This is a genomic window from Agromyces sp. NPDC056965, from assembly GCF_042673425.1.
Classification (GTDB): domain Bacteria; phylum Actinomycetota; class Actinomycetes; order Actinomycetales; family Microbacteriaceae; genus Agromyces.
The window spans coordinates 66924-92621 of sequence record NZ_JBHURI010000001.1; the positions used below are offsets into that span (position 1 = coordinate 66924).

Here is a 25698-nt window from a genome sequence, read left to right on the forward strand (position 1 = left end):
CCGGTGCGACGCTACGGCCCGCGCTTCGCTGAGTTCCGTGCCGCGCGCCGCCGCTCGAGCGCCGCGTACCACCGGAACATCTGCGGCATGAGCCAGTACGCCGCGATCGGAACGACGATGAGCGTGAGCACGAACGCGCGCAGCACCGGGTGCCATTCGGCCATCAGCGGGCCGAAGACGACGCTCGTGATCGCGACGAGCGGAAAGATCGTGAGCCACACGATGAGCGCAGTGACGTGGACGTTCGGTCTCTGCGGCGCCGACGACTCTCGGAGCGCCTCGGGTCGAGGTGTTTCGGGGTTCGGCACGGGCGGACCGTGCTCAGGCGGTGTCGTCGTCATCACTCAGCCTCCGCAGTCGGGACGCAACCACCGTGGTGGGCGGTGCGCACCGGCGCGGCCGGACTCCTCCATTGTCCTCCCGATCCGCCGAGTGATCACGCGTTCCGCCGAATGATGTCGGTACGGTGGGCGCAGGTCGGTTGAACGTGAACACTCGAAGAAGAGAGAAGCAGCGAATGATCGAACTCACCGTGGCCGACGGCGTCGCCGAGGTCGTGCTGAACGCCCCCGAGAAGCTCAACGCGCTCGACGAAGCGGCGATCGGCGAGCTGGCAGCGGCCTACCTCGAGGCCGAACGGCTGGCGCAGACCGGCGACATCCGCGCGCTCGTGCTGCGCGGCGAGGGCCGGGCCTTCTGCGCCGGGCGTGACATCTCGGGCGTCGACCCGCGCGAAGACGACGTGCTCGGCTACCTCGGCGGACTCGTCGAGCCGCTCCTGCAGCGCATGGCCGGCATCCCCGTGCCGACGTTCGCGGTCGCGCACGGCGCGTGCCTCGGCGTGGGCCTCGGCCTGCTCATCGCCTCCGACATCGTCTACGTCGCCGACACCGCGAAGATCGGCTCCCCGTTCGCGAACCTCGGCGCGACGCTCGACTCGGGCGGGCACGCCCTCTTCGTCGAGCGTCTCGGGACGCATCGCACGATGGACCTCATCGTCACCGGCCGCCTCATGTCGGGCGCCGAAGCGGTCGCGGCGGGCCTGTTCTCCCAGGTCTTCGCCGCCGACGAGGTGACGGATGCCACCCGCGCTGCGGCCCGCACCGCGGCATCCGGTGCGACCCAGGCGTTCGTCGCCTCGAAGCGGCTCGTCGCCGCGCTCCGCGACGACCGGCTCGGGCTCTGGGCGTCGATGTCCGAGGAGAACCGCGCGCAGTCCGCCCTCTGCGACACCGCCGACTACCGCGAGGGCTTCGCCGCGTTCCAGGAGAAGCGGAAGCCCGAGTTCACCGGGCGCGGCTGACACCGCCACCGTCACCGCCACCGCCCGCCCGCCGTGGTCGCCGAGGTGACGCGAATCGACCCTCGGGTGAGGGCCGCAGGTCGATTCGCGTCATCTCGCGAGGGATCGTCGCGGTTCAGCGACCCGTCTGGTCGTGCTCGGCGATGTCGCGATCGAGGTCGTCCTCGATGAGCAGGTCGCGGCGCACGTGGTCGCTGCGGTAGGCCGAGCGGCCGAGCATGTGGGCGGTCATCGGCTGGGTGAGCAGCTGGAACGTCATCACGAGCACGACCGTCGTCAGCACGCCCCACGTGGGCACCTGCACGACGATCGCGACGAGCACGGTCGCAAGCCCGAGCACCTGCGGCTTCGTCGCGGCGTGCAGCCGGGTGAGCACGTCGGGGAATCGCACGATGCCGATGCCCGCGGCCATCGACAGGAACGCGCTCACCAGGATCAGGAGCCCGACCGCGATCTCGGCGGCGCTCACGATGCGTCCTGCTTCGCCATGAACCGAGCGATCGAGATCGAGCCGACGACCGCGAACATCGCGAGCACGAGCATGATCACGAGCGTGTCGGTGTGCTTGTTGATCGCCATCTCGGCGCCGAGCGCGCAGATCGCGATGGCGAGCAGCACGTCGGTCGCGAGGGCGCGGTCGAGGATCGACGGACCGCGGATGATGCGGTAGACGGCGGCGAGCGCGCCGATGCCGAACATGAGGCCTGCGAGCAGACTGACGATCTGGATGAAGGTCATGAGCCGGATCCCTTCGTCTGCGGGCGGATCGCCCGGCGTTCGCGGCGGGCCTGGCGAACGGAGACCGCCTGGGCGTGCGTGCCGATCGCGAGCACGATGCGCTCCTCGGTGCCGAGCACGTCGCGTCGCACGCGATCGATGTCGGCTCGCGTGCGCGTGCCGAGGGCGTGCAGGTAGAGGAGGCCCCGTTCGCGATCGATGTCGACGACGACGGTGCCGGGCACGACCGAGATCGCCTCGGCGGTCAGCGTGGTCACGAGGTCGGAACGGGTGAGCAGCTGCACGGCGATGATCGAGTTCATCGGCTTCCACCGCGGGTCGATCGCGAGCACCGCGACCTGCAACGAGGCGACCGTGACGTCGAACATCATGCGCAGGCCGAGCAGCAGGCCCCGCCACGGGTTGAACCGGCCGCTGAGCAGCACGGGCGGCAGGTAGAGCACGCGGGTGACGCCGATCGCGAGCAGGATGCCGGTCACGACCGTGAGCACGGTGACCTGGTCCCAGAGGAACACCCACAGGAAGACGAGGGCGACGAGCAGCGGCAACTGCCGCCAGACCGAGCGCCAGCGCGAGACATCCGCTGCGGCGTGCGTCATCGGATGCCTCCCGGGAAGACGAGGGACACGTACGCCCCGGCATCGAGGAGGTCTGCGGCGGCACGCCCGGTGAGCTCGAAGAGGGGCCCGGCGAATACCGTGAGGCAGACCGTCACCATGACGAGCGCGCTCGTCGCGACGACCATGAGCACCGGAGTGGTGCGGGTCGCGGTGACCGTGGCACCCTCGGGAGCTTCGAGCACCGAGCCGAGCAGCACCGACTCGTAGCCCTCGAGTTCGCGCCGGCCGCGCCAGAACGCCATGTTCCAGAAGCGGGTGAGCGCGTAGAGGGTGATGAGGGAGGTGATGGCACCGGCGGCGATGACGATCCACACGAGCCAGGCGTTGCCAGGGTCGGCCGCGGCCTCCTCACCGCCGGCGAGGAAGAGCCCGGTCTTGCCGAGGAAGCCCGAGAACGGCGGGATGCCGCCGAGGTTCAGGGCGGGGATGAAGAACAGCACGCCGAGCAGTGGCGAGGCCTTCAGGAGGCCCGCGAGCCGGTTGATGGAGGTCGCACCGCCGAAGCGCTCGATGAGTCCGGTGGTGAGGAACAGCGTCGTCTGCACGGTGATGTGGTGCACGACGTAGTAGATGGTCGCCGCGTAGCCGAGCTGCGAGCCGAGCGCGATGCCGAAGATCATGTAGCCGATGTGGCTCACGAGCGTGAACGAGAGCAATCGCTTGATGTCGGCCTGGGTCAGGGCGCCCAGGATGCCGATCAGCATGGTGAGCCCGCCGATCACCATGAGCAGCACCGTGACGTCGCTCTCGGTGAAGATCACGGTCTCGGTGCGGATGATCGCGTACACGCCGACCTTCGTCAGCAAGCCCGCGAACACCGCGGTGACCGGTGCCGGTGCCGTCGGATACGAGTCGGGCAGCCAGAACGACAGTGGGAAGACCGCCGCCTTGATGCCGAAGGCGATGAGCAGCAGCAGGTGCAGCATGAGCTGCACGTCACCCGGCAGCTCGGCGAGGCGCACCGAGAGCTGCGCGATGTTCACGGTGCCGGTCGCCCCGTAGATGAGGGCGATCGCGCTCAGGAAGAAGAGCGAGGAGACGAGGCTCACGATGATGTACGTGACGCCGGCGCGGATGCGCTCGCCAGTGCCGCCGAGGGTGAGCAGCACGTAGCTCGCCGACAGCAGGATCTCGAACCCGACGTAGAGGTTGAACAGGTCGCCCGCGATGAACGCGTTGAAGACGCCCGCCGACAGGATCAGGTAGCTCGGGTGGAAGATCGACACCGGTGTCTCGCGATGCTGATCGGCGATGCCCTGCCCGACGGAGTACACGAGCACGACGAGCAGCATGATCGCCGAGATGACGAGCATGATCGCCGACAGCCGGTCGACGACGAGGGTGATGCCCCACGGGGCATCCCACCCGCCGATGTAGACGACGGCCGGCCCGCTCGTGTCGACCGAGACGAGCAGTACCGCGGCGATCACCGTCACCGCGGCGAGCACGCCGAGGCTGACGGCCATCTGGGCACGGCGGTGGCGGCCGAGGATCAGCGCGCTGGCCGCGCCGAGCAGGGGCAGCAGCACGACGAGGGGCACGAGCACGGCGGTCATGACTTCGCCTCCTCATCGTCTCGGTCGCGAGCGGATGCCTCGAGCTCCAGGTCTTCGTCGGGTTCCTCGTCGCTCGCGTCGATGAGGTCTTGAATGGCCTGGTCGTCGGCCGCCGAGCTGCGGATGAGGTCGGCCGCCTCCTCGGCGTCTTCGGCGATGTCCTCCTCATCGTCGACGAGGTCTCCCTTCGCGCCGAGCTGCGCGAGCCACCATGAGCGGTAGATCAGGGCGAGCATGAAGGCCGTGATGCCGAGGTTGATGACGATGGCCGTGAGCACGAACGCCTGGGGGAGCGGGTCGGAGATGGCATCGGCGTCGACGCCCTCGCCGAGGATCGGTGCGAGACCCGGCGCCCCGCTCATGAGGTAGATGAGGATGTTCACGGCGTTGCCCACGAGCAGGAACCCGATGAGCACCCGGGTGAGGCTGCGTTCGAGCATGATCGAGACGCCCGCGCCGAAGAGCACGGCCATGAGCACGACGAGGGTCAGCGAGGCGGTCATGGGCGGGCCTCCTCGGGTTCGGGCAGGCGGGCGCCGCCGCTGTACTCGGCGCCGTCGGCGTGCTCGGCCCCTTCGCGGTGCTCTGCCGAGCCCTCGCCGTCACCGGTCGTGAATTCGCCGTCGCCGTCGTCGGCCGTCTGGCGTTCCTCTTGACGGTCGACCTCGCCGCCGAGCGAACGAAGGATGTCGAGCACGAGGCCGACGACCACGAGGTAGACGCCGATGTCGAAGAGCGTCGAGGTGCCGATCGAGATCGTGCCGAGCAGCGGCACCTCGGTCTCGAACCAGGCGGACTCGAAGACGGGGCCGCCGAAGAGCAGCGAACCCGCGGCGGTGCCGGCGGCGAGCAGCAGGCCCGTGCCGAGCAGGCGCCCCGCGTCGACGGGCGCCGCCTCGCCGAGCTCGTACCGGCCGCCCGCGAGATAGCGGGCGACGAGGGCGAGGCCCGCGAGCAGGCCGCCGGCGAAGCCGCCGCCCGGGGCGTTGTGCCCGACGAACAGGAGGAACACCGACACGATGATCGCGGGGTGGAAGAGCAGGCGCACGAGCACCTCGATGAGGATCGAGCGGTTGCGCGGCGAGATCGTGCGGCCGGCCAGGAGCCACGTCTGCCGGGTCTCCGCAGCCTCGCCCGCGGCATCCGTCTCGCCCGCCGTGTCGGCGAGGCTCGTGCGGGGCGCGCGGATCGACCACGCGGGCTCGGGCACGGGTCGCAGCCGGTCGCGGCGGTTCACGAGCCCCTCGACGTGGTCGAGGCGCGGGGCGCCGCCCGTGCGGCCCGAGACGAAGATGAGGCTCGCGACGCCCGTGGCGACCGCGACGAGCACCGAGATCTCGCCGAGGGTGTCCCACGCGCGGATGTCGACGAGCATGACGTTCACGATGTTCTTGCCGTGCGCCTCGATCGCGAGGGCGGGCAGGCCCTCTGCGATCGTCGGCTCGATGCGAGCGCCGAGTGCGACGAGGCCGAGCACGCCCATGACGATTCCGGCGAGCGCGCCGATGATGCCGCGGGCGAGCTTGTGCACCGGCGGATTGCGCTGGGCGATCTGCTTCGGCAGGCGCCGCAGCACGAGCACGAAGACGACGAGCACGATGGTCTCGACGAGCGCCTGGGTGAGGGCGAGGTCGGGGGCGCCCGACATGCCGAAGAGCAGCACGAGGCCGTAGCCCGTGACGCTCACGAGCAGCACCGCGGTCATGCGCTGGCGCACCGTCGCGGCGGCGATCGCCGCGACCGCCATGACGAAGGCGAGGAACGGCTGGGCGGGGTAGTCCCACAGCCGGATCTCGCTCGGCCACGAGGTGTTCAGGATCGAGAGCGTGCCGAGGCCGCCGATGAAGACCGCGACGATGATCGCGAGGTAGCCGGGCAGGCCCCGCGACTGGATGGTGGTCGTGACGGTCGCGGCGAGCCGGTCGACGACCGACACGATGCCGAGGTACCCGCGGGCCGAGTCGAGCACGGGTGCCACGGCGGCCTGGAGGCGGGCGACCCGCTGGCGGCCCCAGACGAGCAGGGCGCCGAGGGCGAACACGACGGCCGAGATCGCAAGGGCTGGCTCGAAACCGTGCCAGAGGGCGAGGTGGTAGTCGTGGCCGCCGGGCAGCTCGTCGGCGTAGGCCGTGAGCAGCGGCTCGATGAACGGGATCATGAACGCGGCGACGATGCTGGCGGCGGCGAGGAGGCCGGGTGCAACCGCGATCGCGGGGCTCGGGGTGTGCAGCGGGCAGTCCGCGACATCCTGCTTCGAGAAGAAGGCGCCCCAGACGAAGCGCACCGAGTAGGCGACCGTGAGCACCGAGCCGACGAACGCCGCGATGAGGGCGAGCCAGGCCCAGGCATCACCGGCTGCGACCGCGTCGAGGAAGGCCGTGAACACGGCCTCCTTCGCGACGAAGCCGAGCAGCGGGGGCACACCGGCCATCGACGCCGCCGCGACGAAGCCGATCGTCGCGATCACGGGCATGCGTCGCCCGACGCCCGAGAGCTTCCGCCAGTCGCGCGTGCCGGCCGCGTGGTCGACGATGCCCACGACGAGGAACAGCGTCGCCTTGAAGAGCGCGTGGGCGAGGAGCAGTGCGACACCCGCGAGCGCCGCGTCGCGCGTGCCGAATCCCGTGACCATCACGAGGAAGCCGAGCTGGCTGACGGTGCCGTAGGCGAGCAGGAGCTTCAGGTCGTACTGGCGGAGTGCTCGCCAGCCGCCGACGAGCATCGTGAGCGCGCCGAGTCCGATGACGATCGGGTGCCACACCTCGAGGTCGGCGTAACCGGGTGCGAGGCGGGCGACGAGGTAGACGCCCGCCTTCACCATCGCGGCGGCGTGCAGGTAGGCGCTGACCGGGGTAGGCGCGGCCATCGCCGCCGGGAGCCAGAAGTGGAACGGCACGAGGGCGCTCTTGGAGATCGCGCCGAGCAGCACGAGGGCGATCGCCCACTCGCCGGCCGCGCCCGTGACGGGGTGCGCGACGAGCTCGGAGAGCGAAGTGGTGCCGCCGTCGACCGCGAGGATGACGAGGCCGACGAGCATCGCGAGCCCGCCGAAGGTCGTGACCGTCAGCGCCTGCAGCGCGGCACCGCGGCTCTCCTTCCGGCCCGTGTAGTGGCCGATGAGGAGGTACGAGAGCACGCTCGTCGCCTCCCAGAACGTGAACAGGATGAACACGTCGTCGGCGGTCACGAGGCCGAACATGACACCCGCGAAGGCCAGGAGGAGTGCCGCGAAGCGGCCGAGGGCCGGCTCGTCGTCGTCGAAGTAGTGCATGCAGTAGAGCACCACGAGGGCGCCGACGCCCGTGACGATGAGGGCGAGGAGCAGTGCGAGGGCGTCGAGGCGGAAGCTCAGCGCGATGTCGAGGGTGGGGATCCACGGCACGATCTCGACGACGGGCGTGCCGGCGAGGACGCCGGGCATCCAGGTGAGCAGCAGCACGAAGACCGCGGCGGGCAGCAGCGCGATGACGGCGAACACCCGACGACCGAGCCACTTCGTGAGGAGCGGGGTGATCAGGGCGAGCGCACCGAACAGGGCGAGGCTGAAGATCATTCACCCTCCTCGCGCTCGCACCGTCCAGCCAGTTTACCGGGCGGACCGATCCCGTCCGGGGCGAGTCGTATGCCGAGAGCGGAATCGAATTCGACGACGGATGCCTCGGGCGGGACGTTCTCGAGGGCTTCGGAGTCTCCCGATCGGACGTGCGGCGGCCGTGATCAGCGGCGGATGATGCGCCGCTCGATCGCCGCGGCGACCGCGCCGGCCCGGGTGTCGACGCCGAGCTTCGTGTAGATGTGCGAGAGGTGCGACTTCACCGTCGCCTCGGAGACGAACAGCTCCTTCGCCATCTCGCGGTTGCCGAGGCCGTGCGCCAGGAGCTCGAGCACGGCGACCTCGCGCTCGGTGACGACGGGGCCGGGCGACGCCGCGCGGCGCACGAGCGTGGCCGCGACGGAGGGCGCGAGCACCGTCTCGCCGCGGGCGGTCGCGCGGATCCCGGCGAACAGCTCGGGCGCCGGGGCATCCTTCAGCAGGTAGCCGCTCGCCCCGGCATCGAGGGCGCGCAGGATGTCGGCCTCAGTGGCGTAGGTCGTGAGCACGAGCACCCGCGGCGGTTCGTCGAGCGTTCGCAGCTCGGCGGTGACGGCCGCGCCGCCCGGGCCGTCGCCGAGGTCGAGATCCATCAGCACGACGTCGGGCCGGGTGGCGGCGACGACCGAGCGCGCCGTCGCGAGGTCGCGCGCCTCGCCGACGACCTCGAGATCGTCGGTGCCCGAGATGAGGGCGGAGAGCCCGGCGCGGACGACGGGATGGTCGTCGACGAGCACGACGCGCACGCTCATTCGCCCTCCAACGGCAGCTCGACCGACACGGTGGTGCCGTCGCCGGGGGCGCTCTCGATGAAGGCCCGCCCGCCGAGTCCGGCAGCGCGGTCGAGGATGCCCTGCAGGCCGCGGCCCCGCCCAGCTCGAGCCGGTTGCGGAGAGTCCGACGCCTCGGCGACCGTTTCGGAGTCGAAGCCCCGGCCGTCGTCGCGCACGTCGAGTCGCACTTCGTCGGTGAGGAAGGTCAGCGTGATCGCGACCCGACGGGCCCCGGAGTGCTCGAGTGCGTTCGCGAGCGCACCGCGGGCCGAGCGCAGCAGGGCCCCGGCGACGTCGGCGGCGAGCGGCACGGGGTCGCCGTGCACGTACAGGCCGATGTCGGGTCCGGCGCCCGGCCCTCCGGCCTCGTCGACGAGACGCCGCAACGCCGTCGGCAGCGCCCCGCTCGAGGCGTCGTCGGCGAGTTCGACGGGCGGGAGCCCGTGCACCACCCGGCGCACCTCCGCGAGTCCGTCTCGAGCCGTCGCGGCCGCCACGCCGACGTGGTCGCGCGCGAGGTCGGGTCGCCGATCCCAGTCCTGCTCGGTCGCCGCGAGCAGCAGCGTGATGCTCGCCAGCCGCTGTCCGACGGAGTCGTGGATCTCGCGCGAGAGCCGTTGGCGTTCCGCGAGCGCGCCGGCCCGGTGCTGCGCCTGCAGCAGCTCGCGCTGCGCGTCGGTCAGCTCGTCGAGCAGAGCCTGCCGCGCCGCCGACTCGCGCTGCAGCGCCCGGTAGACGAGCACGGTCACGAGCGCGATGCCGATCGGACCGGCGATCACGGTGGGGTCGACGCCGTCTGCGATGCGCAGCTCGGCGGCGGTGACGAGCGCCGTCATGAGCACGACGACCGTCAGCGCGCCGCGGAACGGCAGCACCTGCAGCACGGCGAACCCGAGCGGCACGGCGCACCAGGCGAACGAGGGGGCCGCGAGCGTCAGGAGCGCCCAGAGCACGGTGACCGTGACGACCCATGCGGTGGGCCACCACGAGCGCGTCGGCAGGAGCGGTCGCAGCGAGTACGCGACCGTGAGCAGCGCGGCGCCGGTGAGCACGAGCACGCCGTCGGCGCCGAGGCCGTGGCGTTCGAGGTACCGCACCGCCGAGGTGACGACGAGCACGATGAAGACGAGCGCCAGCCAGCGGTCGAGTCGGGCCACGGGCGCGAGGATGCCGCGGACCCCGGTCTGGTCGGAAACGGACATGATCGCCCAGCCTAGGCACGGCGCCACGCGCCCGGCATCATCCGATCGGCTATCCGATGGCAGCCGATCTCCCGACGCCGGGCCCCATCGCGGCGTCGGAGGCTGAAGGGGCACGCCGAGACACGGCGCACCAGAGATGGGGAGATCCATGAAGCGCATCATCGCAACCGCGCTCGCCGCGGCGAGCCTCGCCGCCGGAATCGCGACCGCGACCGTCACCACGGGAGCCGGCGAGGCGTCCGCCGCCGAACGCGGCGGCCACGGTCACGGCCAGAGCCAGGGCCGCCCCGACCGGTACGTCCTCCCGGGAGACGCGGCGGGCTCGCGCTTCGAGGGCATCGGCGTCGACGAGCGCCGGAGCCTGTTCTACGTGAGCGAGGTCACCGGCGGAGAGATCCACCGCGGCAGCTCCCGCGACGCGCAGGCGGAGGAGTGGCTCGCCGGCGACGGCACCGACGGCAGGTACACCGCCCGCGGCGTCACCGTCGACCGGGCCGGCAACGTCTACATCGCCGGCGGCCCGAACGGCATCGGCAACCCCGATCGCCCCGACCTGTGGGTGTACTCGCACGACGGCGAGCTCCTCGCAGCGTTGCGCGTCCCCGGCACCCCGGACGCGTTCCTCAACGACGTCGCGATCGGAGCCGACGGCGCCGCCTACTTCACGAATTCGAACGCCCCGCAGATCTTCCGCGTCGCCGCGGCGGGCGACGTCTGGTCGGCCGAGCTGTGGGCGGATGCCTCGGGCACGATCGATCGCGTCGCGGGCTTCAACCTCGGCGGCATCGTGCTCTCGGCCGACCGCAGCGCGTTCATCGTCGCGCAGGGCAACACGGGAGCGCTGTGGCGCTTCGCCACGGCCGACGGTTCGGTCTCCGCGATCGACACGCAGGGCGCCGATCTCGTGAACGCCGACGGCCTCGTGCGACAGGGCAACGAACTCACCGTGATCCGCAACTTCTCGAAGGCGGTGGCGACCATGCGGGTCTCGGCCGATGGCGACAGCGTGCGCCGGATCACGCAGCGGGCGAGCGACCCCGAGCGCGTGTACACGACGGCCAAGATCCTGAACGGCCGCCTGCTCGCGGTCGACAGCAAGTTCGACGAGCAGCCGGCGCCCTCCGGCCCGTACGACGTCGTCGGGTCGCCGTGGGGCTGACCCGTCGTCGACGCGCGGGCGCCGTCGCGGTCGCGACGGCGCTGCTGTTCGCGGGGTGCGCCGCGCAGCCCGACGACCGCGCCGGCACGACGCCCCCGCCCGCATCCGCACCGTCACGAGAGGATGTCCAGATGACCGAGACCCCTGCACCCCAGCTGCCCGATCCCGACGGAACCCTGCTCACCGCGGCCGCCGCGGGCGACGCCGCCACCGTCGACCGGGCCATCCGCGCCGGCGCCGATCTCGAGGCGCGCGACGATCGGCAGCGCACGGCGCTGCTGCTCGCCGTCACCGGCGATCACGTCGAGGCCGCGAAGCTGCTCGTCGCGGCCGGTGCCGACCCCGACGCCCTCGACGATCGGCACGACACCCCGTGGCTCGTCACGGGCGTCACGGGAAGCATTGCGATGACCGAGGTGCTGCTGCCCGCGAACCCCGACTTCACGATCGTCAACCGCTACGGCGGCATCTCGGTCATCCCCGCGGGCGAGCGCGCCCACGTCGAGTACCTGCAGCGCGTGCTGCAGACCGACATCGACGTGAACCACGTGAACGACCTCGGCTGGACCTCGCTCCTCGAGGCCGTCATCCTCGGCGACGGCGGCCCGCGCCATCAGGAGACCGTGCGGGTGCTGCTCGAGGGCGGGGCGGACCGCTCGATCGCCGACCGCGACGGCGTCGCCCCGCTCGGTCACGCCCGCGCGAAGGGCTACGACGAGATCGTCGCCCTGCTCGACTGAGAACGCGGAACGGCGGATGCCCCGCGAGCGCGAGGCATCCGCCGTTCAGCGAACCGGTTCGAAGCCCGTCAGGCCGCAGCTCCGCCCAGGTAGGCGTTGCGCACCTCGGGCAGCTCGACGAGCTCGGCCGGCGTGCCCTCGAGCACGACCCGGCCGCGCTGCATGACGACCGCGCGATCGGCGATGCCGAACGAGGCGCGCACGTTCTGCTCGACGAGCAGCACCGCCATGCCGCGACCGCGCAGTTCGGTGAGCACCTTCATGATCTCGGCCACGACCTTCGGCGCGAGCCCGATCGACGGCTCGTCGAGCATGATCGCCTTCGGCGAGGCCATGAGGCCCCGGCCGATCGCGACCATCTGCTGCTCGCCGCCCGAGAGCGTGCCCGCCGCTTGCCCGAGCCTCGGCTGCAGGCGCGGGAACAGCTCGAGCACGGCGGCGAGGTCGCCCTTGCCGCCGCGGCTCCATGCGCCGAGCATGAGGTTGTCGCGCACCGAGAGCGTCGGGAAGCACAGGCGGTTCTCGGGCACGTGGGTGAGCCCGAGCGACGCCATCTTCTCGGTCGGCTTGCCGGTGATGTCGACGCCGTCGATCGTGACGGTGCCCGCGGTCGGGCGGATGAGGCCGTTGAGCGCACGCAACAGCGTCGTCTTGCCGGCGCCGTTGGACCCGACGACGGTCACGATCTCGCCCGGCGCCACCGAGAGGCTCACCTCATGGAGGATCGCGAGCTTGCCGTAGCCCGCATCGAGGCGGTCGACTGCGAGGGTCATGACTCCAGCTCCTTCAGCTCGGCCTCGGCCTCTTCGGCATCGGTGCCGAGGTAGGCCACGATGACCGCCGGATCGTTGCGCACGGACTCGGGGTCGCCGTGCGCGATGAGCACGCCGTCGTCGAGCACCGCGACCGAGTCGGCGAGCGCCATCACCTGGGCGACGTCGTGCTCGACGAGCACGATCGTGAGCCCGGCGTCGCGCAGCGCCCGCAGCAGCTGCGCGAGCAGCTCGCGCTCGCTGCCCGAGAGCCCCGCCATGGGCTCGTCGAGCAGCAGCAGCGCGGGCTCGGCGGCGAGCGCCCGGCACACCTCCATCATGCGCTGACGGCCGAACGGCAGGTCGCCGGCGGCGAGGCCCGCGACGTCGCCGAGGCGCATCGAGTCGAGGATGTCGCGGGCGATCTCCTCATGGGCGTACTGCTCGCGACCCTGCAGCCCGAACATTCCGCGGAGGATGCCGGCCCGGCCCTTGCGGTACCGACCCATGTACACGTTGCCGACGACATCGGTCGACGAGAACACCTGCAGGTTCTGGAACGTGCGGGTGAGCCCGGCTTCCGCGCCGACGTGCGGCTTGCGGCCCTGGATCTCCTCGCCGAGGAAGCGCACCGTGCCCGAGGTCGGCGCGATCGCGCCCGTGATCATGTTGAAGCACGTCGTCTTGCCCGCGCCGTTCGGGCCGATGAGGCCCATGATCTGCCCTGCGGGCACCGTGAGCGTCACGTCGTCGACGGCGACCACGCCGCCGTAGCGCTTCGTGAGGCCCGACACCACGAGGATCGGCTCGCCCGCCGCGACCGGCGTCGAGACGGTCGGGATCCGGGCATCGGATGCCGCGGCATCCGATGACTCGACTGCGTCGGCACCGGCCGGAGCCTCGCCGGGCAGTCCGCCGAAGGCGCGCGTGGGCACCTCACCCGAGCCGCTGTCGGCAGAGGGGGAGGGTTTCGCCGGGGCATCCGCCCGCCGTCTCGTGATCGCAGCCCATGCCGACTTGACCACCTGGTAGAGACCGCCCGGCAGCAGGATGATCACGAGGATCAGCACGAGGCCGTAGCCGATGAGCTGCACCTCGCCCGTGGCGCCCGGGATGATCGCGGGGATCAGGTCGCGAAGGCCCTCGGAGAGGAGTTCGACGATGAACGCGCCGGCGACCGCGCCCCAGACCGACCCGAGTCCGCCGAGGACGACCATCAGCAGCAGCTCGACCGAGACGTGGAACTCGGCGACCTGCGGCGAGACGATCTGCACCTGGTAGGCGTAGAAGACGCCGCCGAGGCCGGCGAAGCCCGCCGAGAGCGTGAAGACCTTCACGCGCAGGGCGTAGGTGTTCACGCCGAGCGACTCGGCGGCGAGCTCGGAGTCGTTGACCGCCGAGAGCGCCCGGCCCGCCCGCGAGCGGGTGAGGTTCAGCGCGAGCACGAGGCCGATGAGGACGAACGGGGCGACGAACCAGAAGAACAGTCCGTTGTTGTCGATCGGCACGCCGAAGACCTCGGGCCTGCCGTAGCCGTAGATGCCGGTCGTGCGTCCGGTGAACTCCCACTCGCGCACGGCGATCATGACGATGAAGCCGAGCCCGAGCGTCGCGAGCGCGAGGTAGTGACCGCGCAGGCGCAGCATCGGCAGGCCGATGAGGAGTGCGGCGAGCATGGCGGCTGCGACCCCGCCGGCCGCGGCGACGGGGCCGGGCATCTCGAACTTCTGCAGCAGGATCGCGTGGGTGTACGCGCCGATCGCGAAGAACGCCGCCTGGCCGAGGCTCACCTGGCCGGCGAGGCCCATGAGCAGCGACAGGCCGATCGCGGGCAGCGCGAAGATCATCGAGAAGACGGCGATGTTCATCATCGACGAGCTCGCCGTGAACGGGATGATCGCGATGACCACCGCGAACGCCGCGACGCCGAGGATCGTGCCGCGGTTGTTGGGCCAGAATCCGGTCTTCGACCGCATCGCGGCCTTGTTCAGGTAGGACATCTCAGACCCTCACGGCGTTCGGGCGCAGCACGAGGCCGGCCGGTCGGATGATCAGCACGATGATGAGGATGAAGAACGCGACCGCATCCTTCCAACCGGATGCCACGTAGCCGGCGACGTACGACTCGATGATGCCGAGCAGCAGCGCGCCCACGATCGCGGCCCGGAACGAGACGAGCCCGCCGAGCACCGCGGCCACGAAGCCCTTGAGCCCGAGCAGCAGGCCGCCCGACCAGATCGAGAGGTAGATCGGCGAGCTGACCACGCCCGCCGTCGCGCCCACGAATCCGGCGATCGCGAACGCGATGACGGAGGCCACGGCCGGCGAGATGCCGACGATGCGGGCCGCGACCGGCTGCTCGGCGCTCGCGCGCAGCGCCTTGCCCCAACGGGTCTTCTCGTAGAAGAGCAGCACGCCGCCGCCGACGACCACGAGGGCGCCCAGCATCCAGAGCTCCTGCGAGCGGATGCTGACACCGCCGAGGGTGAGGTCGCTGCCGGGGAAGGCCGGCAGGCGCTTCGCCTCCGCACCCCAGATGAGGAGCATGATCGCCTGCAGCAGCGTCGAGACGCCGAGGGTCAGGATGATCGAGACGAGCGTCGTGAGGTTCTTCACGCGCGCGATGACGAGCCGCTCGATGAGCACCGAGGCGAGCGTCACCGAGATGAGCGCGATGAGGATGGCGACGGGCAGCGGCAGGCCGGCCGTGACGAGCGAGATGCTGCCGAGGCCGGCCAGCGTCGCGTAGTCGCCCTGGGCGATGTTCACGACGTGGCGCACGGTGTAGGTGGCGATGAGGCCGACGGCGAGCAGGGCGTACACGGACCCCTGTGAGAGCCCTGCCACCGTCAGCTGGAGGAAGTCGATCAACGGATGCCGCTCACTCTTCGTAGAGGGTCCAGCGGCCGCCCTCGGCGAGCGCCATGATGAGTGCGTCCGCGGTGAGGCCCGAGTGGTTCTCGGGGGTCATCGTGAAGATGCCCGAGATGCCGACGAGGTCGGTGGTCGACTCGATCGCGTCGCGGAGCGCCTGCGGCTCGGTGCCTGCGGCCTCGAGGGCCTTCGTGCCGACGAGCCACGCGTCGTAGGCGTGACCCGCGAAGCTCGACGGCGCGCTGCCGAACGCCTCGGTGTAGTCGGCGATGAACTGGTCGATGACCGGCTTCTGGGGGTCGTCGTCGCTGAGCTCGTCGGCGACCAGCAGGCGACCCATCGGCGCGATGACGCCGTCGGCTGCGGGGCCGGCTGCCTCGAAGAACGCGTCGTTGGCGACACCGTGCGACTGGTAGACCGGCTTGTTCACGCCGAGCTGCACGTAGGCGGCCTGGGCGAGGCCGGCCGACGGGGTGATGCCCCAGATGATGACGGCGTCGGCGTCGGCGGCGCGGATGTTCGTCATCTGCGCGGTGAAGTCGGTCGCGCTCGGCTCGAAGGCCTCGGTCGCGGTGAGGGTGATGCCGCGCTCCTCGCCGAGCTCGGTGATGATGTCGGCGATGCCCTCGCCGAAGCCGGTGGCGTCGCGCACGAGGGCGACCTTCGTGTAGCCCTTCGACTCGGCGTCGTCGAGGATGCGCTCGAGCACGACGAGGTCGTTCTGCGCGGTCTTGAAGACCCATTCGGAGCCGTCGACGATCGCGGCGTTCGCGGCGACCGAGATCGTGGGCACCTGGGCCGCCTCGACGAGGGGGCGCATCGCGAGCGAGGGGCCGGTGCGCGAGGAGCCGATGATGAGATCGACGTCGTCGTTCTCGATGAGCTGGGTGGTGGCCTTGGCCGCACCATCCTCGGTGGACTGGTTGTCCTTGATGATCAGCTCGACCTCGCGGCCGTCGATGCCGCCGTCGGCGTTCAGCTGCTCGGCGAGCATGTTGAGGGTGTTCTGCTCGGGAACGCCGAGGTTCGCGCCGACGCCCGTGATGTCGAGCACCGCGCCGATCTTGATGGGCCCGTCTTCGGAGGCGGCGTCACCGCCGGAATCGCCGCCGAAGTTCGAGGCGCCGCACCCGGTCAGGGCGAGTGCGATGGATGCCGCGACCGCGGCGGGGAGGAGCAGACGGCGCTGTGCACGGTGCATTGGGTGAACTCTCCTTTGAGCCCTCACGGGTTCTCGTCATTGAGTAGGGATTCATGACCGACCATTCGGTCACTATTTCAACTCCCTCGAAGATACGGTGCGTAACCTTGCATCCGCAAGGCGGCGTTCTGCATCGGAGACATGGATGTTGCGCGCAGAACGACCTGACCGGTCGCATTCGTGCCAGACGGGGTGAGCATTTCGCCCGCCGGTTCGATCGGCCCGGGGTCTGCCGACGGCTCGGGTCAGGCTGACAGTTCGAGCGCTCGCACGTGGTCGGCGGCGCGGACGAGTGCGCCGTGGCAGGGGGCGGCGGCCCCGAGTCGGGAGGTGCGGAGTTCGGGTGGGAAGAGGCTGCGCGCGGCGAGGTTCTCCGCCAGTGACGCGACCAGCACTTCGCCGACGCCGGAGATGCCGCCGCCCACGACGACCGCGTGCGGGTCGACGGCGAGCACGAGTGCGCCGAGGCCGTCGGAGATGTCGGTCGTGAACGACTGCACGATCGAGATCGCGTCGGCGTCGCCGGTGTTCGCGGCCGTGAACAACTGCCTGGGGGAGCCGTAGGGCGACGACGAGTGTTCGAGTCGCTCGTAGGCGGAGCTCCATCCGAGTCGCTCGAGTGCTCCGATCTCGCCTGCTGCGCCGTGAGCTCCGCGCGTGACGCGGCCCTCGACGATCGTCGCCGCGGAGATTCGGTACCCGGCCTGCAGCACGATGGCGGTCTCGCCCGGTCCGACGGTTCCGAGCCGGATCTCGGCGAGGGCGGCGAGCTTGGTGTCGTTGTCGAAGGTCACGGCGGCCTGCGGGTAGGCGGCGCGGACGCGGGCGGGCAGGCCGGACTCGAGCCAGTCGGGCACGACCGTCGTCAGCACGAGTTCGCCGTCGACGCCGACGATGCCGGGCACCGCGACGGTGATCGCGGCGACGTCGGCATGCGTGTGCGGCGTCGAGGCGAGGAGATGGTCGATGGTCGAGGTCACTGCGGCGAGCGCCGCGGAGCCGTCCTGCAGGTCGAGATCGTCGAGGTGCTGTCGATGCAGTTCCCGGCCGCGCAGGTCGCCGACCATTCCCGTGATCCCGTGGGGGCCGACGTCGAGGCCGACGACCACGCCGCGATCGGCGGCGAATCGGTAGCCCCGGGCCGGGCGCCCCGCGCCGGTCGTGCGGGGCGAGTCGACCTGCACGAGTCCGGCGGTCACGAGATCGGCGAGCGCCGCTTCGACGGTCGGGCGAGAGAGGTCGGTCTCATGGGCGAGCTGGCTGACGGTCCGGGCGTCCTCCGTCTCCCAGAGGGCAGTGAGCACGGCCCTGCCGTTCAGCCGCCGCATGGCCGCGAGATCGGTTCCGCGGAGCGAGGTCATCGCAGTCTCTCCAAATCGCAATTCTCCTCCGAAATAGCCGTCTCTAAGAACGGTACCGCAATTCCTCTGGCAAGGAAGGGATCCGCTCGCACTTGACATGACAGAGGCGGGTTCCCATAATTGGCGATTACGCAAGAGTTCTGCGTAATCCACAATCCTTCCTTGCTCCCGAGAAAGAGTCACACATGCAACGACGCACTCTCCTCCTCTCCACCACCGGCTTCATCGCCGTGGGCGTACTCCTCGCAGGGTGCGCTCCCGGCGGCGCGGCCACGGAATCCGGCACGGCCGTCGAGGCCAGCCTCGACCTGACCGACCAGGAGATCACGCTCGAACTGATGTCGACGCCGGAGTCCGGTGCGGCGACGGAGGCCACCATCGCGGCCTTCGAAGCCGAGCACCCGAACATCTCGATCGAGTACTCGCAGACCAACTACGAGGACTACAACCAGAGCGTCAACCTCAACCTCTCCTCCGAGCAGTCGCCCGACATCGTGCTGCTGAACTCGGTCGGCAACACGGTCAAGAACGGCCTGGTGCTCCCGCTCGACGACTATGCCGGTCTCTACGGATGGGACGACTTCTTCCCGAGCAACCAGCTCAACCAGTGGCGCGTGGCCGACAACGGCTCGACTCTCGGCGAAGGTGGAACCCTGTACGCCGCGCCGGCCGGGTTCTCCCTCGTCGGCCTGTACTACAACACGGAGATCGCCGACCGTCTGGGCATCGCCGCCCCGTCGTCTCCCGCCGAACTGGCCAGCGCCCTCGAAGTCGCGAAGGCCGCCGGCGTCGTTCCCGTGCAGCTCGGAAACGCCGAGGGCCATGCGAGCTTCATCGTCCAGCTCATCGGCCAGGGCATCGAAGGCGCGGATGCCGCGAATGCATGGGCATTCGGACACGAGGGTGAGACCTTCGACACCGCGGGCAACGCCACTGCCGCTCAGACGCTCGTCGACTGGCAGGCCGCGGGCTACACCTCCGACGCCACCACGGTGAACGGAACGAACCTGCAGGGCGCCGTCGACAACTTCATTGCAGGCGAGGGACTGTTCCTCGTCGACGGGATCTGGGATGCCGGCAAGATCGGCGACGGTCTCGGCGATGCCGCAGGCTTCATCGCCTACCCGAACGAGACGACCACCGGCATCGGCACCTCGGTCGCCTACGCGATCTCCGCACAGAGCGAGTACCCCAACGAGGCAGCGGCATTCCTCGATTTCCTGCGTTCCCCCGAGGCGAGCGAGCAGCAGTTCGCGCAGGGATTCATGCCGAACGACCCCACGGTCGCCGTCGCAGAGCCCGGCACCCTGCAGGGCGACATCGTCGCCGCGTGGGCCGCGGTCTCCGAAGCCGACGGACTCGTCGCGTTCAACAACAACGCGACAGCGACCATGAACGACACCCTGACCGCGGGCACGCAGCAGCTCATCGCCGGACAGTCGACCGTCGAGGGCTTCCTCGAAGCCGTCCAGGGCGACTGGGCCAAGACGCACGGTCAGTAGCCATCGACCCATGACCGTCATCGCACCAGTGGAGGAGTCGGCCGCCGCGGCCGGCTCCTCCGCCCCAGCAGCTCCACGCGCCGAACGCCGCGCCCGCCCCCGTCGCGGGTGGTCGGCGCTCGTCTACGTCGCTCCCGCGTTCGCCGTCTACTCCCTGTTCACCGTCTTCCCGTGGGCGCACAGCATCTGGATCTCGTTCTGGAACTGGGACGGAATCGGCGCAGCGACCTGGGCCGGAATCGAGAACTACGTCGCGGTGTTCACCGACGAGCAGCTCACCCTGGCGCTGCGCAACGGACTCGGCTTCATCGTCTTCTACACGGTGATCCCGGTGATCCTCGGCGTCATCCTCGCCGCCGTCATCGCCGCTCGCCCACGACGCGGCTCGGGCATCGTCCGCACCGTGCTCTTCCTTCCGCAGATCCTGCCGCTCGTCGCCGTCGGTGTGATCTGGCGCTACCTCTACGCCGCCGACGGGCCGATCAACCAGTTGCTCTCAGCCGTCGGGCTCGGCGACGTCGCGCGGGCGTGGCTCGGTGACTTCGTCTGGGCATACCCCGCTGTCGGCATCGTCGGCACCTGGGTGACGACCGGCCTCTGCGTGCTGCTCCTGCTCTCGGGCATCCAGAAGATCGACCCCTCGCTGTACGAAGCGGCCCGCCTCGACCGCTGCGGACCGGTCCGTCAGTTCTGGCACGTCACCGTGCCCGGCCTGCGCGCCGAGATCCTCGTCGCGATCACCGTGACGATGATCTCCGCCCTCGCCAGCTTCGACATCGTCTACGTCACCACCGGCGGCGGCCCCGGGTACCAGACGATCGTGCCCGGCGTGCTCATCTACCAGCTCGTCTTCACCTCGAACGAGGTCGGCGTCGCGTGCGCGCTCGCCACGGTGCTGAGCGCGATCATCCTCATCCTGGTCGCGGTCGTCCGCCGCTTCGGAACGGAGAAGTCATGACTGGGCGCCTCTCCCGTCTGCTCTCGCTCGCATTCCTCGTGATCGCGGCGGTGAGCGTCATCGTGCCCTTCCTGGCACTGATCTCGGCCGCACTCCAGCCGACCGATACCCTCGTGCCGCGCCTCGAATGGCCGACGGATCCGCAGTGGGACAACTTCGCCACGGCGTGGAGCATGGCCGGCTTCGGCTCGCTCATCGGGTCGAGCGCGTTCATCGCGGTCGTCGTCGTGCCGATCGCGGTGGTCTGCTCGACGCTCGCCGGCTATGCGATGGGGTCGATGCGGCTTCCCGGCAAGACCGCCCTGTTCGCGTTCTTCATCGCCGGGCTCACCCTTCCCTACGAGGCGATCGTCATCCCGCTCTACTTCACGATGCGCGACGTCGGCCTGATCGACACGTACTGGGCCGTCATCCTTCCGTTGATCGGCGCATTCATGCCCTTCGGCATCTTCTGGATGCGCGCCCACTTCGAATCGGTGCCGATGGAGATCATCGAGGCCGCGCAGCTCGACGGCGCCGGCAGGTTCCGCATCCTCGTGACGATCCTGCTGCCGGGAGCCCGGCCGGCGCTGACGACGTACGGGCTGCTCACCTTCATGTGGGCGTGGAATCAGTTCCTGCTCGCACTCATCCTGATCCGGGAACCGAGCCGGCGCACCGCACCGTCGGGACTCGGCACCTTCGTGCAGCAGTACGGGGAGAACATCCCACTGCTCGCCGCCGGCACGATCATCGTGATCGCGCCGATCGTCATCCTCTACTTCGTCTTCCAGCGGAAGTTCGTCGCCGGTCTCGTCCAGGGGGCACTGAAATGAACACGGATGCATCGTCGACCAGTCCGATCCGGCTGGCGATCGTCGGGGCGGGCTCGCGCGGCGCCGGGTACGCGAGGCGCGCTGCGAGTCAGGGCGCCGCGATCACCGCGGTGGTCGAGCCCGATGCGTCGCGGCGTGCGGCGATCGTCGCCGAACTGGTCGGGCAGGAGATCTCGTTCTTCGGCTCATGGGAGGAACTCGCCGCGCAGACGCCGCGGGTCGCCGACGCCGCCGTGGTGTCGACGCCCGACCGATTCCACGTCGAGCCCGCCGTCGGACTCGCACGAGCCGGGTACCACCTCCTGCTCGAGAAGCCGATGGCGCCGACCGAGGCCGAGACGGAGCAGATCGTCTCGGCCGCACGATCGGCCGGCATCATGCTCGCGGTCTGTCACGTCATGCGGTACAGCGGCTACACGAAGGCGCTGAAGCGCCTCCTCGCCTCGGGTGCGATCGGCGAGATCGCGTCCGTCGAGCACCTCGAGCCGATCGGCTGGTGGCACTTCGCGCACTCCTACGTTCGCGGCAACTGGGCGAAGGAGGACACGTCCGCCCCGATGCTGATGGCGAAGTCGAGCCACGACATCGACTGGCTCTCGTACGTCATCGATCGTCCGGTCCGCAAGGTCTCGTCATTCGGCAACCTCTTGCACTTCCGCCCCGAGAACAAGCCGGTCGGCGCCGCGGATCGCTGCCTGGACTGCCCGTTGCAGCAGACCTGCGCCTATGCGGCCACCCGGATCTACCGCGGCTTCCTCGGCGACGAGACCTACGAGCGCTGGCCGCTCGCCGTGCTCACGACCGACGTCTCTCCCGCCGGCATCGAGCAGGCCCTCGAAGACGGGCCATACGGCGAGTGCGTCTACAACGGCCGCAACGATGTCGTCGACCACCAGGTGGTGAACCTCGAGTACGAGGGCGGCATCACGGCCTCCTTCACCGTGACGGCGTTCACCGAGCTCGACTTCAGGAAGACGCGCATCTTCGGTACGCGTGGCTCGATCGAGGGCGACGGTCGGACCCTGCGAGTCCACGACTTCGTCGAGGATCGCAAGTACGAGATCGAGTCCGATTCCGTCGGCGACGCCAGTGCCGCCGACGGCCATGGCGGCGCCGACGACGCACTCGTCGAGGCGTTCCTCACGGCAGTGCGGACCGGCGACGAGAGCGCCCTGCTCTCGGGGCCCGAGGAGAGTCTCGCCTCGCACCGGATCGTGTGGGCCGCGGAGCAGTCGCGAACCTCGTCGTCGACGGTCGTCTGGCAGGAGGCGGTCGCCCCGGTGCCGTGAGCGTTCGGCATGTGCGGATGACGCACGCCTCGGGGAGGCAGGATGGAGGCATGCCGATCCTGATCACCGCCGAAGAGCTCGCCGCCCGCCTCGCCTCGGGGGAGCGCATCGTCGTGCTCGATGTGCGCTGGTCGCTCGCCGAGCCCGACGGCACCGACGCGTACCGCGCAGGTCACATCCCGGGCGCCGTGTACGTCGACCTCGACCACGAGCTCGCCGATCATGGAGTGACCGGGCAGGGGCGGCATCCGCTGCCGACCGAGGCGGCCTTCACCAGGGCGATGCAGCGCTGGGGCCTGCGCGACGGCGATGCCGTCGTCGTGATGGACGACCTCGGCAACCAGTCCTCCGCTCGGGCGTGGTGGCTGCTCCGGCATGCGGGCGTCGCCGACGTGCGCATGCTCGACGGCGGCCTCGCCGCATGGCGGGCGGCGGGGCATCCGCTCGAGACCGGCGACGTCCCGCCCGAGACCGGCGACGCGACCGCCCGCTTCGGCGGCATGCCGGTGATCGGCATCGACGAGGCCGCCGCGTTCCCGGGCGAGGGCGTGCTGCTCGACGCCCGCGGTGCGCCCCGCTACCGCGGTGAGGTCGAGCCGATCGATCCCCGTGCCGGACACATCCCAGGAGCGAGGTCGGCGCCGAGCGGCGAGAACCTCGACGCCGACGGCCGCTTCAAGTCGGCCGAGGCGCTGCGCGAGCACTTCGCGAACGCGGGTGTCATCGGGGGAGCGCCCGTCGCCGCCTACTGCGGTTCCGGCGTCACCGCCGCGCACGAGGTCGCCGCGCTCGCGATCGCCGGTATCGACGCGGCGCTCTACCCCGGGTCGTGGAGCCAGTGGTCGAACGACGAGACCCGCGCGGTCGCGGTCGGCCCCGAGGCCCGCTGAGCAGCGCGAACCGGGACCACCCTGCCCGGGTTACCGCGCGCGCACGGCGTATCTGAGATGCGTCGTGCGCGGCGACGGCTCTGCGCCGACCTGGTCGAGGGCCCATCGGCCGGCGTCGACGCCCTCGAACAAGCGGATTCCCGAGCCGAACAGCACGGGCGAGAGTGCAACGTGGAACTCGTCGACGAGGCCCGCGTTGAGATACCGCACGATCGTCTCTCCGCCGCCCGCGATGCGGACGTCTCGGTCGCCGGCGGCCTCGCGGGCGCGGTCGAGGGCGGACGCGATGCCGTCGTTCACGAAATGGAAGGTGGTCCCGCGCCGCACCCACGGGTCGCGCTCCTCGTGCGTCACGACGAAGACCGGCGTGTGGAACGGGGGCTCCTCCGGCCACATCCGCTCACCGGCGTCGAACATGCGCTTGCCCATCACGCTCGCGCCGGTGCGCTCGAACGTCTCCCGCGCGATGTCGTTGTCGCGCCCTTCCTCGCCGCCCGTGCCGAGCTTCAGGTTCTCTCGGAAGAACCGCTGTCGGAACACCCATTGCTGCAGCTCCATCCACTGCTGCCCCATCAGCTCCTCGGGGGACTCGGGAGCGATGAACCCGTCGAGCGACATCGAGACGCTGAAGAACACCGTTCCCGCCATCAGCCGGCCGCCTTCGTCCGGACGATCTCCTCGACGTAGGCGGCCAGGTTGCCCAGGGTCTGCCGGCCGCCCTCGATCGCGCCGTGCCGCTCGATCGCCTCGTCGCGCAGCTCCGCGGTGGGGAACACCGTGAGCATCTCGATCCGGGTGGACTCCCCGTCGGGCGCGAACGTGAGAACCGACTCGAACGCGTTCGGGTCGCCGTGGAACTCGCCATGGAGCATCGCGATCCGCTCCGGCGGGACGATCTCGGTCCAGGTGATCCACTCGCGGTAGTCGGTGCCGTCCGGTCCGTGCATCACGAAGTCCCAGTCGCCGCCGACGCGGAACTCGAACGACCGCGTCGTGGTGGTGAACCCTTCGGGTCCCCACCACTGCGACAGGTGCCGCACCTCGGTGAACGCCTCGAACACGAGCTCGCGCGGGGCGTCGATCATCCGGGAGATCACGATCTCGCGATCGGCCGTGGCGGACTGCGCCTGCGATGTTCGTCCATTCGTCGTCATCAGCTACTCCTCTTGCCGCTTCTGCTTGAGTTCCTGCACGTAGGCGTCCAGTCGGTCGAAGCTCTCGCTCCAGAACTGCTCGAATCCGCCGGTCCACTCGTGAACCGCCCGCAGCCCGCCGGCGTCGAGGCCGTACACGCGCTGCTTACCCGCCTTGCGGTCGAGCACCAACCCGACCTCGCGGAGCACCCGCAGGTGCTTGGACGCTCCCGGCTGGGACATCCCCAGCTCCTCCGCGAGCTCCGACACGGGCCGTTCGCCGGCGCGCAGCAGGGTCAGGATGTCTCGGCGCCGCGGCTCGGCGATCGCGTTGAAGACGTCCGATGTGGTCGCTGCTCGTGCCATGAGAACAACATATACCCATATGGGTAGGCGTTCAAGGGAGTCGCCTCGAGCTCACACCTCGACCGGGCGCTGACCGATCGCGATGAGCGTCGTCACGTCGATGGACGGCACGCCGCGCGCTTCGATCGCCGCGAGGAAGCGCTTGCGCACCTTCGCGACCGCTGGAGCGCCGAGGCCGCCGAGCATGAAGCGCAGCGCGGTGCCCTCGACGAGCGTCCACGACAGCTCGGGCGTCAGGTCGAGGTGCCGCTGCACCGTGTGCGACCGCACGCCCGCGAGGCCGAGCCCCGTGAGCCACTGCGCGAGGCTGCCGGCCGTGTCGATCGATTCGAGGCCGGCTGCGCGCGGCACGGCGTCGTCGAGCGACGCGCCGCCATCGGGCAGCGCCTCGGCGAGCAGTTCGGGCAGCGGTTCGAACGCGCCGCGCGCCCACACCGTGATCGCGACCCTCCCGCCGGGGCGGGCGCGCTCGATCAGGTGGCGGGTGCCCGCGTCGAGGTCGGGGAAGTGGAAGACCCCGAGCACGCACTGCACGAGGTCGTACCCGGTGGGCTCCCACGTCGTGACGTCGGCGACGTGCAGCCTGAGCTGCGGCATCCGCTCGCCCGCCCGCTCTCGCGCCACGTCGACGAGCGGCTCGGCGAAGTCGACCGCGTCGACGACACCGCCCGGGCCCACGAGTTCAGCGGTCGGCAGGGCGGATGCCCCGTCGCCGCAGCACGCGTCGAGCACGAGCTCGTCGAACCGCGGGTGCGCCCTCGCCACCGCGGCCGTCGAGATCGGATTCCACAATGCGTCGTCGAGCTCGATGGATGCCGCGGCCGCAGCCGCGAATCCTCCAGCGAGATCAGGTTCCCCCAACTTGTCCCCCATC

26 protein-coding genes are annotated in these 25698 nt (G+C 70.3%); 8 read left to right on the forward strand and 18 right to left on the reverse strand.

All coding sequences use genetic code 11. The annotated features are described in order from the left end of the window. Positions 1 to 11 precede the first annotated feature (11 nt). On the reverse strand, positions 12 to 341 hold the full coding sequence (locus tag ACFTQE_RS00310; protein WP_376923188.1) for a hypothetical protein: 330 nt from the start codon (positions 339 to 341) through the stop codon (positions 12 to 14). A gap of 176 nt (positions 342 to 517) precedes the next feature. Between ACFTQE_RS00310 and ACFTQE_RS00315 the strand changes: the two genes are divergently transcribed. Then, positions 518 to 1303: an enoyl-CoA hydratase/isomerase family protein gene (locus ACFTQE_RS00315; RefSeq protein WP_376923189.1), complete on the forward strand. Its 786-nt coding sequence runs from the start codon at positions 518 to 520 to the stop codon at positions 1301 to 1303. 115 nt (positions 1304 to 1418) lie between these two features. On the opposite strand, the gene mnhG is transcribed toward ACFTQE_RS00315, so the two are convergent. The 8 genes from mnhG to ACFTQE_RS00355 form a co-directional block, all read right to left on the reverse strand. Next, complete coding sequence (gene mnhG / locus ACFTQE_RS00320) at positions 1419 to 1772, reverse strand: monovalent cation/H(+) antiporter subunit G (RefSeq protein ID WP_074259783.1); 354 nt, start codon at positions 1770 to 1772, stop codon at positions 1419 to 1421. Next, positions 1769 to 2041 (reverse strand): monovalent cation/H+ antiporter complex subunit F, encoded by a 273-nt coding sequence (locus ACFTQE_RS00325; RefSeq protein ID WP_376923190.1) that lies wholly within the window; start codon positions 2039 to 2041, stop codon positions 1769 to 1771. Before ACFTQE_RS00325 ends, mnhG begins: the two co-directional genes overlap by 4 nt. Continuing rightward, on the reverse strand, positions 2038 to 2640 hold the full coding sequence (locus ACFTQE_RS00330) for a Na+/H+ antiporter subunit E (protein ID WP_376923191.1): 603 nt from the start codon (positions 2638 to 2640) through the stop codon (positions 2038 to 2040). Before ACFTQE_RS00330 ends, ACFTQE_RS00325 begins: the two co-directional genes overlap by 4 nt. Then, positions 2637 to 4217 carry a Na+/H+ antiporter subunit D gene (locus ACFTQE_RS00335; RefSeq protein ID WP_376923192.1) on the reverse strand — a complete coding sequence of 527 codons (1581 nt, stop codon included), beginning with the start codon at positions 4215 to 4217 and terminating at the stop codon, positions 2637 to 2639. Before ACFTQE_RS00335 ends, ACFTQE_RS00330 begins: the two co-directional genes overlap by 4 nt. Then, entirely contained in the window at positions 4214 to 4720 is a 507-nt protein-coding gene (locus ACFTQE_RS00340) for a Na(+)/H(+) antiporter subunit C (RefSeq protein WP_376923193.1), read from the reverse strand. The genes ACFTQE_RS00335 and ACFTQE_RS00340 overlap by 4 nt, the downstream gene beginning before the upstream one ends. Continuing rightward, entirely contained in the window at positions 4717 to 7770 is a 3054-nt protein-coding gene (locus ACFTQE_RS00345) for a Na+/H+ antiporter subunit A (RefSeq protein ID WP_376923194.1), read from the reverse strand. The genes ACFTQE_RS00340 and ACFTQE_RS00345 overlap by 4 nt, the downstream gene beginning before the upstream one ends. A 164-nt stretch (positions 7771 to 7934) precedes the next feature. Next, on the reverse strand, positions 7935 to 8561 hold the full coding sequence (locus ACFTQE_RS00350; RefSeq protein WP_376923195.1) for a response regulator: 627 nt from the start codon (positions 8559 to 8561) through the stop codon (positions 7935 to 7937). Then, on the reverse strand, positions 8558 to 9784 hold the full coding sequence (locus ACFTQE_RS00355) for a sensor histidine kinase (RefSeq protein WP_376923196.1): 1227 nt from the start codon (positions 9782 to 9784) through the stop codon (positions 8558 to 8560). Before ACFTQE_RS00355 ends, ACFTQE_RS00350 begins: the two co-directional genes overlap by 4 nt. 148 nt (positions 9785 to 9932) lie before the next feature. Here ACFTQE_RS00355 and ACFTQE_RS00360 point away from each other — a divergent pair, with 148 nt between their 5' ends. Beyond that, entirely contained in the window at positions 9933 to 10943 is a 1011-nt protein-coding gene (locus tag ACFTQE_RS00360; RefSeq protein WP_376923197.1) for an SMP-30/gluconolactonase/LRE family protein, read from the forward strand. A gap of 131 nt (positions 10944 to 11074) precedes the next feature. Continuing rightward, positions 11075 to 11683, forward strand: coding sequence for an ankyrin repeat domain-containing protein (locus tag ACFTQE_RS00365; protein ID WP_376923198.1), 609 nt, complete (start codon positions 11075 to 11077; stop codon positions 11681 to 11683). A 68-nt stretch (positions 11684 to 11751) separates the two neighbouring features. Here ACFTQE_RS00365 and ACFTQE_RS00370 read toward each other — a convergent pair whose 3' ends face one another. The 5 genes from ACFTQE_RS00370 to ACFTQE_RS00390 form a co-directional block, all read right to left on the reverse strand. Next, positions 11752 to 12456 carry an ABC transporter ATP-binding protein gene (locus ACFTQE_RS00370; protein WP_056011741.1) on the reverse strand — a complete coding sequence of 235 codons (705 nt, stop codon included), beginning with the start codon at positions 12454 to 12456 and terminating at the stop codon, positions 11752 to 11754. After that, a complete protein-coding gene (locus ACFTQE_RS00375) occupies positions 12453 to 14435 on the reverse strand; it encodes an ATP-binding cassette domain-containing protein (protein ID WP_376923199.1) in 1983 nt (660 codons plus the stop codon). The genes ACFTQE_RS00370 and ACFTQE_RS00375 overlap by 4 nt, the downstream gene beginning before the upstream one ends. A 1-nt stretch (position 14436) precedes the next feature. Beyond that, positions 14437 to 15306, reverse strand: coding sequence for a branched-chain amino acid ABC transporter permease (locus ACFTQE_RS00380; RefSeq protein ID WP_074259791.1), 870 nt, complete (start codon positions 15304 to 15306; stop codon positions 14437 to 14439). 10 nt (positions 15307 to 15316) lie between these two features. Then, the gene (locus tag ACFTQE_RS00385) at positions 15317 to 16510 is read right to left on the reverse strand and encodes an ABC transporter substrate-binding protein (RefSeq protein WP_376923200.1); all 1194 of its coding nucleotides are present in this window, start codon (positions 16508 to 16510) and stop codon (positions 15317 to 15319) included. Positions 16511 to 16755: 245 nt separating this feature from the next. Continuing rightward, a complete protein-coding gene (locus ACFTQE_RS00390) occupies positions 16756 to 17871 on the reverse strand; it encodes an ROK family protein (protein WP_376923201.1) in 1116 nt (371 codons plus the stop codon). Positions 17872 to 18056: 185 nt separating this feature from the next. Here ACFTQE_RS00390 and ACFTQE_RS00395 point away from each other — a divergent pair, with 185 nt between their 5' ends. From ACFTQE_RS00395 to ACFTQE_RS00415, 5 genes are read left to right on the forward strand one after another with little or no spacing between them, the layout of a single operon-like run. Next, a complete protein-coding gene (locus ACFTQE_RS00395; RefSeq protein WP_376923202.1) occupies positions 18057 to 19373 on the forward strand; it encodes an ABC transporter substrate-binding protein in 1317 nt (438 codons plus the stop codon). Positions 19374 to 19383: 10 nt separating this feature from the next. Continuing rightward, positions 19384 to 20331 carry a carbohydrate ABC transporter permease gene (locus ACFTQE_RS00400; protein ID WP_376923203.1) on the forward strand — a complete coding sequence of 316 codons (948 nt, stop codon included), beginning with the start codon at positions 19384 to 19386 and terminating at the stop codon, positions 20329 to 20331. Continuing rightward, complete coding sequence (locus ACFTQE_RS00405; protein WP_376923204.1) at positions 20328 to 21146, forward strand: carbohydrate ABC transporter permease; 819 nt, start codon at positions 20328 to 20330, stop codon at positions 21144 to 21146. Before ACFTQE_RS00400 ends, ACFTQE_RS00405 begins: the two co-directional genes overlap by 4 nt. Further along, positions 21143 to 22435 (forward strand): Gfo/Idh/MocA family protein, encoded by a 1293-nt coding sequence (locus tag ACFTQE_RS00410; RefSeq protein WP_376923205.1) that lies wholly within the window; start codon positions 21143 to 21145, stop codon positions 22433 to 22435. Before ACFTQE_RS00405 ends, ACFTQE_RS00410 begins: the two co-directional genes overlap by 4 nt. Before the next feature lie 50 nt (positions 22436 to 22485). Next, positions 22486 to 23325: a sulfurtransferase gene (locus ACFTQE_RS00415; RefSeq protein WP_376923206.1), complete on the forward strand. Its 840-nt coding sequence runs from the start codon at positions 22486 to 22488 to the stop codon at positions 23323 to 23325. A 30-nt stretch (positions 23326 to 23355) separates the two neighbouring features. Here ACFTQE_RS00415 and ACFTQE_RS00420 read toward each other — a convergent pair whose 3' ends face one another. The 4 genes from ACFTQE_RS00420 to ACFTQE_RS00435 are packed head-to-tail and all read right to left on the reverse strand — an operon-like array spanning position 23356 to position 25697. After that, positions 23356 to 23973 carry a dihydrofolate reductase family protein gene (locus ACFTQE_RS00420; protein WP_376923207.1) on the reverse strand — a complete coding sequence of 206 codons (618 nt, stop codon included), beginning with the start codon at positions 23971 to 23973 and terminating at the stop codon, positions 23356 to 23358. Beyond that, positions 23973 to 24479, reverse strand: a complete 507-nt coding sequence (locus tag ACFTQE_RS00425; protein WP_376923208.1) for an SRPBCC family protein — start codon at positions 24477 to 24479, stop codon at positions 23973 to 23975. Before ACFTQE_RS00425 ends, ACFTQE_RS00420 begins: the two co-directional genes overlap by 1 nt. Positions 24480 to 24482: 3 nt before the next feature. Beyond that, complete coding sequence (locus tag ACFTQE_RS00430) at positions 24483 to 24824, reverse strand: ArsR/SmtB family transcription factor (RefSeq protein WP_376923209.1); 342 nt, start codon at positions 24822 to 24824, stop codon at positions 24483 to 24485. A gap of 51 nt (positions 24825 to 24875) precedes the next feature. Continuing rightward, entirely contained in the window at positions 24876 to 25697 is an 822-nt protein-coding gene (locus tag ACFTQE_RS00435; RefSeq protein ID WP_376923210.1) for a class I SAM-dependent methyltransferase, read from the reverse strand. Position 25698: the final 1 nt, after the last annotated feature.

What these genes read in the sequence shown, in the direction of transcription:
- ACFTQE_RS00310 (WP_376923188.1), bottom strand. Translation starts at nt 341, where the DNA reads ATGACGACGACACCGCCTGAGCACGGTCCGCCCGTGCCGAACCCCGAA.
- ACFTQE_RS00315 (WP_376923189.1), top strand. Translation starts at nt 518, where the DNA reads ATGATCGAACTCACCGTGGCCGACGGCGTCGCCGAGGTCGTGCTGAAC.
- ACFTQE_RS00325 (WP_376923190.1), bottom strand. Translation starts at nt 2,041, where the DNA reads ATGACCTTCATCCAGATCGTCAGTCTGCTCGCAGGCCTCATGTTCGGC.
- ACFTQE_RS00330 (WP_376923191.1), bottom strand. Translation starts at nt 2,640, where the DNA reads ATGACGCACGCCGCAGCGGATGTCTCGCGCTGGCGCTCGGTCTGGCGG.
- ACFTQE_RS00335 (WP_376923192.1), bottom strand. Translation starts at nt 4,217, where the DNA reads ATGACCGCCGTGCTCGTGCCCCTCGTCGTGCTGCTGCCCCTGCTCGGC.
- ACFTQE_RS00340 (WP_376923193.1), bottom strand. Translation starts at nt 4,720, where the DNA reads ATGACCGCCTCGCTGACCCTCGTCGTGCTCATGGCCGTGCTCTTCGGC.
- ACFTQE_RS00345 (WP_376923194.1), bottom strand. Translation starts at nt 7,770, where the DNA reads ATGATCTTCAGCCTCGCCCTGTTCGGTGCGCTCGCCCTGATCACCCCG.
- ACFTQE_RS00350 (WP_376923195.1), bottom strand. Translation starts at nt 8,561, where the DNA reads ATGAGCGTGCGCGTCGTGCTCGTCGACGACCATCCCGTCGTCCGCGCC.
- ACFTQE_RS00355 (WP_376923196.1), bottom strand. Translation starts at nt 9,784, where the DNA reads ATGTCCGTTTCCGACCAGACCGGGGTCCGCGGCATCCTCGCGCCCGTG.
- ACFTQE_RS00360 (WP_376923197.1), top strand. Translation starts at nt 9,933, where the DNA reads ATGAAGCGCATCATCGCAACCGCGCTCGCCGCGGCGAGCCTCGCCGCC.
- ACFTQE_RS00365 (WP_376923198.1), top strand. Translation starts at nt 11,075, where the DNA reads ATGACCGAGACCCCTGCACCCCAGCTGCCCGATCCCGACGGAACCCTG.
- ACFTQE_RS00370 (WP_056011741.1), bottom strand. Translation starts at nt 12,456, where the DNA reads ATGACCCTCGCAGTCGACCGCCTCGATGCGGGCTACGGCAAGCTCGCG.
- ACFTQE_RS00375 (WP_376923199.1), bottom strand. Translation starts at nt 14,435, where the DNA reads ATGTCCTACCTGAACAAGGCCGCGATGCGGTCGAAGACCGGATTCTGG.
- ACFTQE_RS00385 (WP_376923200.1), bottom strand. Translation starts at nt 16,510, where the DNA reads ATGCACCGTGCACAGCGCCGTCTGCTCCTCCCCGCCGCGGTCGCGGCA.
- ACFTQE_RS00390 (WP_376923201.1), bottom strand. Translation starts at nt 17,871, where the DNA reads ATGACCTCGCTCCGCGGAACCGATCTCGCGGCCATGCGGCGGCTGAAC.
- ACFTQE_RS00395 (WP_376923202.1), top strand. Translation starts at nt 18,057, where the DNA reads ATGCAACGACGCACTCTCCTCCTCTCCACCACCGGCTTCATCGCCGTG.
- ACFTQE_RS00400 (WP_376923203.1), top strand. Translation starts at nt 19,384, where the DNA reads ATGACCGTCATCGCACCAGTGGAGGAGTCGGCCGCCGCGGCCGGCTCC.
- ACFTQE_RS00405 (WP_376923204.1), top strand. Translation starts at nt 20,328, where the DNA reads ATGACTGGGCGCCTCTCCCGTCTGCTCTCGCTCGCATTCCTCGTGATC.
- ACFTQE_RS00410 (WP_376923205.1), top strand. Translation starts at nt 21,143, where the DNA reads ATGAACACGGATGCATCGTCGACCAGTCCGATCCGGCTGGCGATCGTC.
- ACFTQE_RS00415 (WP_376923206.1), top strand. Translation starts at nt 22,486, where the DNA reads ATGCCGATCCTGATCACCGCCGAAGAGCTCGCCGCCCGCCTCGCCTCG.
- ACFTQE_RS00420 (WP_376923207.1), bottom strand. Translation starts at nt 23,973, where the DNA reads ATGGCGGGAACGGTGTTCTTCAGCGTCTCGATGTCGCTCGACGGGTTC.
- ACFTQE_RS00425 (WP_376923208.1), bottom strand. Translation starts at nt 24,479, where the DNA reads ATGACGACGAATGGACGAACATCGCAGGCGCAGTCCGCCACGGCCGAT.
- ACFTQE_RS00430 (WP_376923209.1), bottom strand. Translation starts at nt 24,824, where the DNA reads ATGGCACGAGCAGCGACCACATCGGACGTCTTCAACGCGATCGCCGAG.
- ACFTQE_RS00435 (WP_376923210.1), bottom strand. Translation starts at nt 25,697, where the DNA reads ATGGGGGACAAGTTGGGGGAACCTGATCTCGCTGGAGGATTCGCGGCT.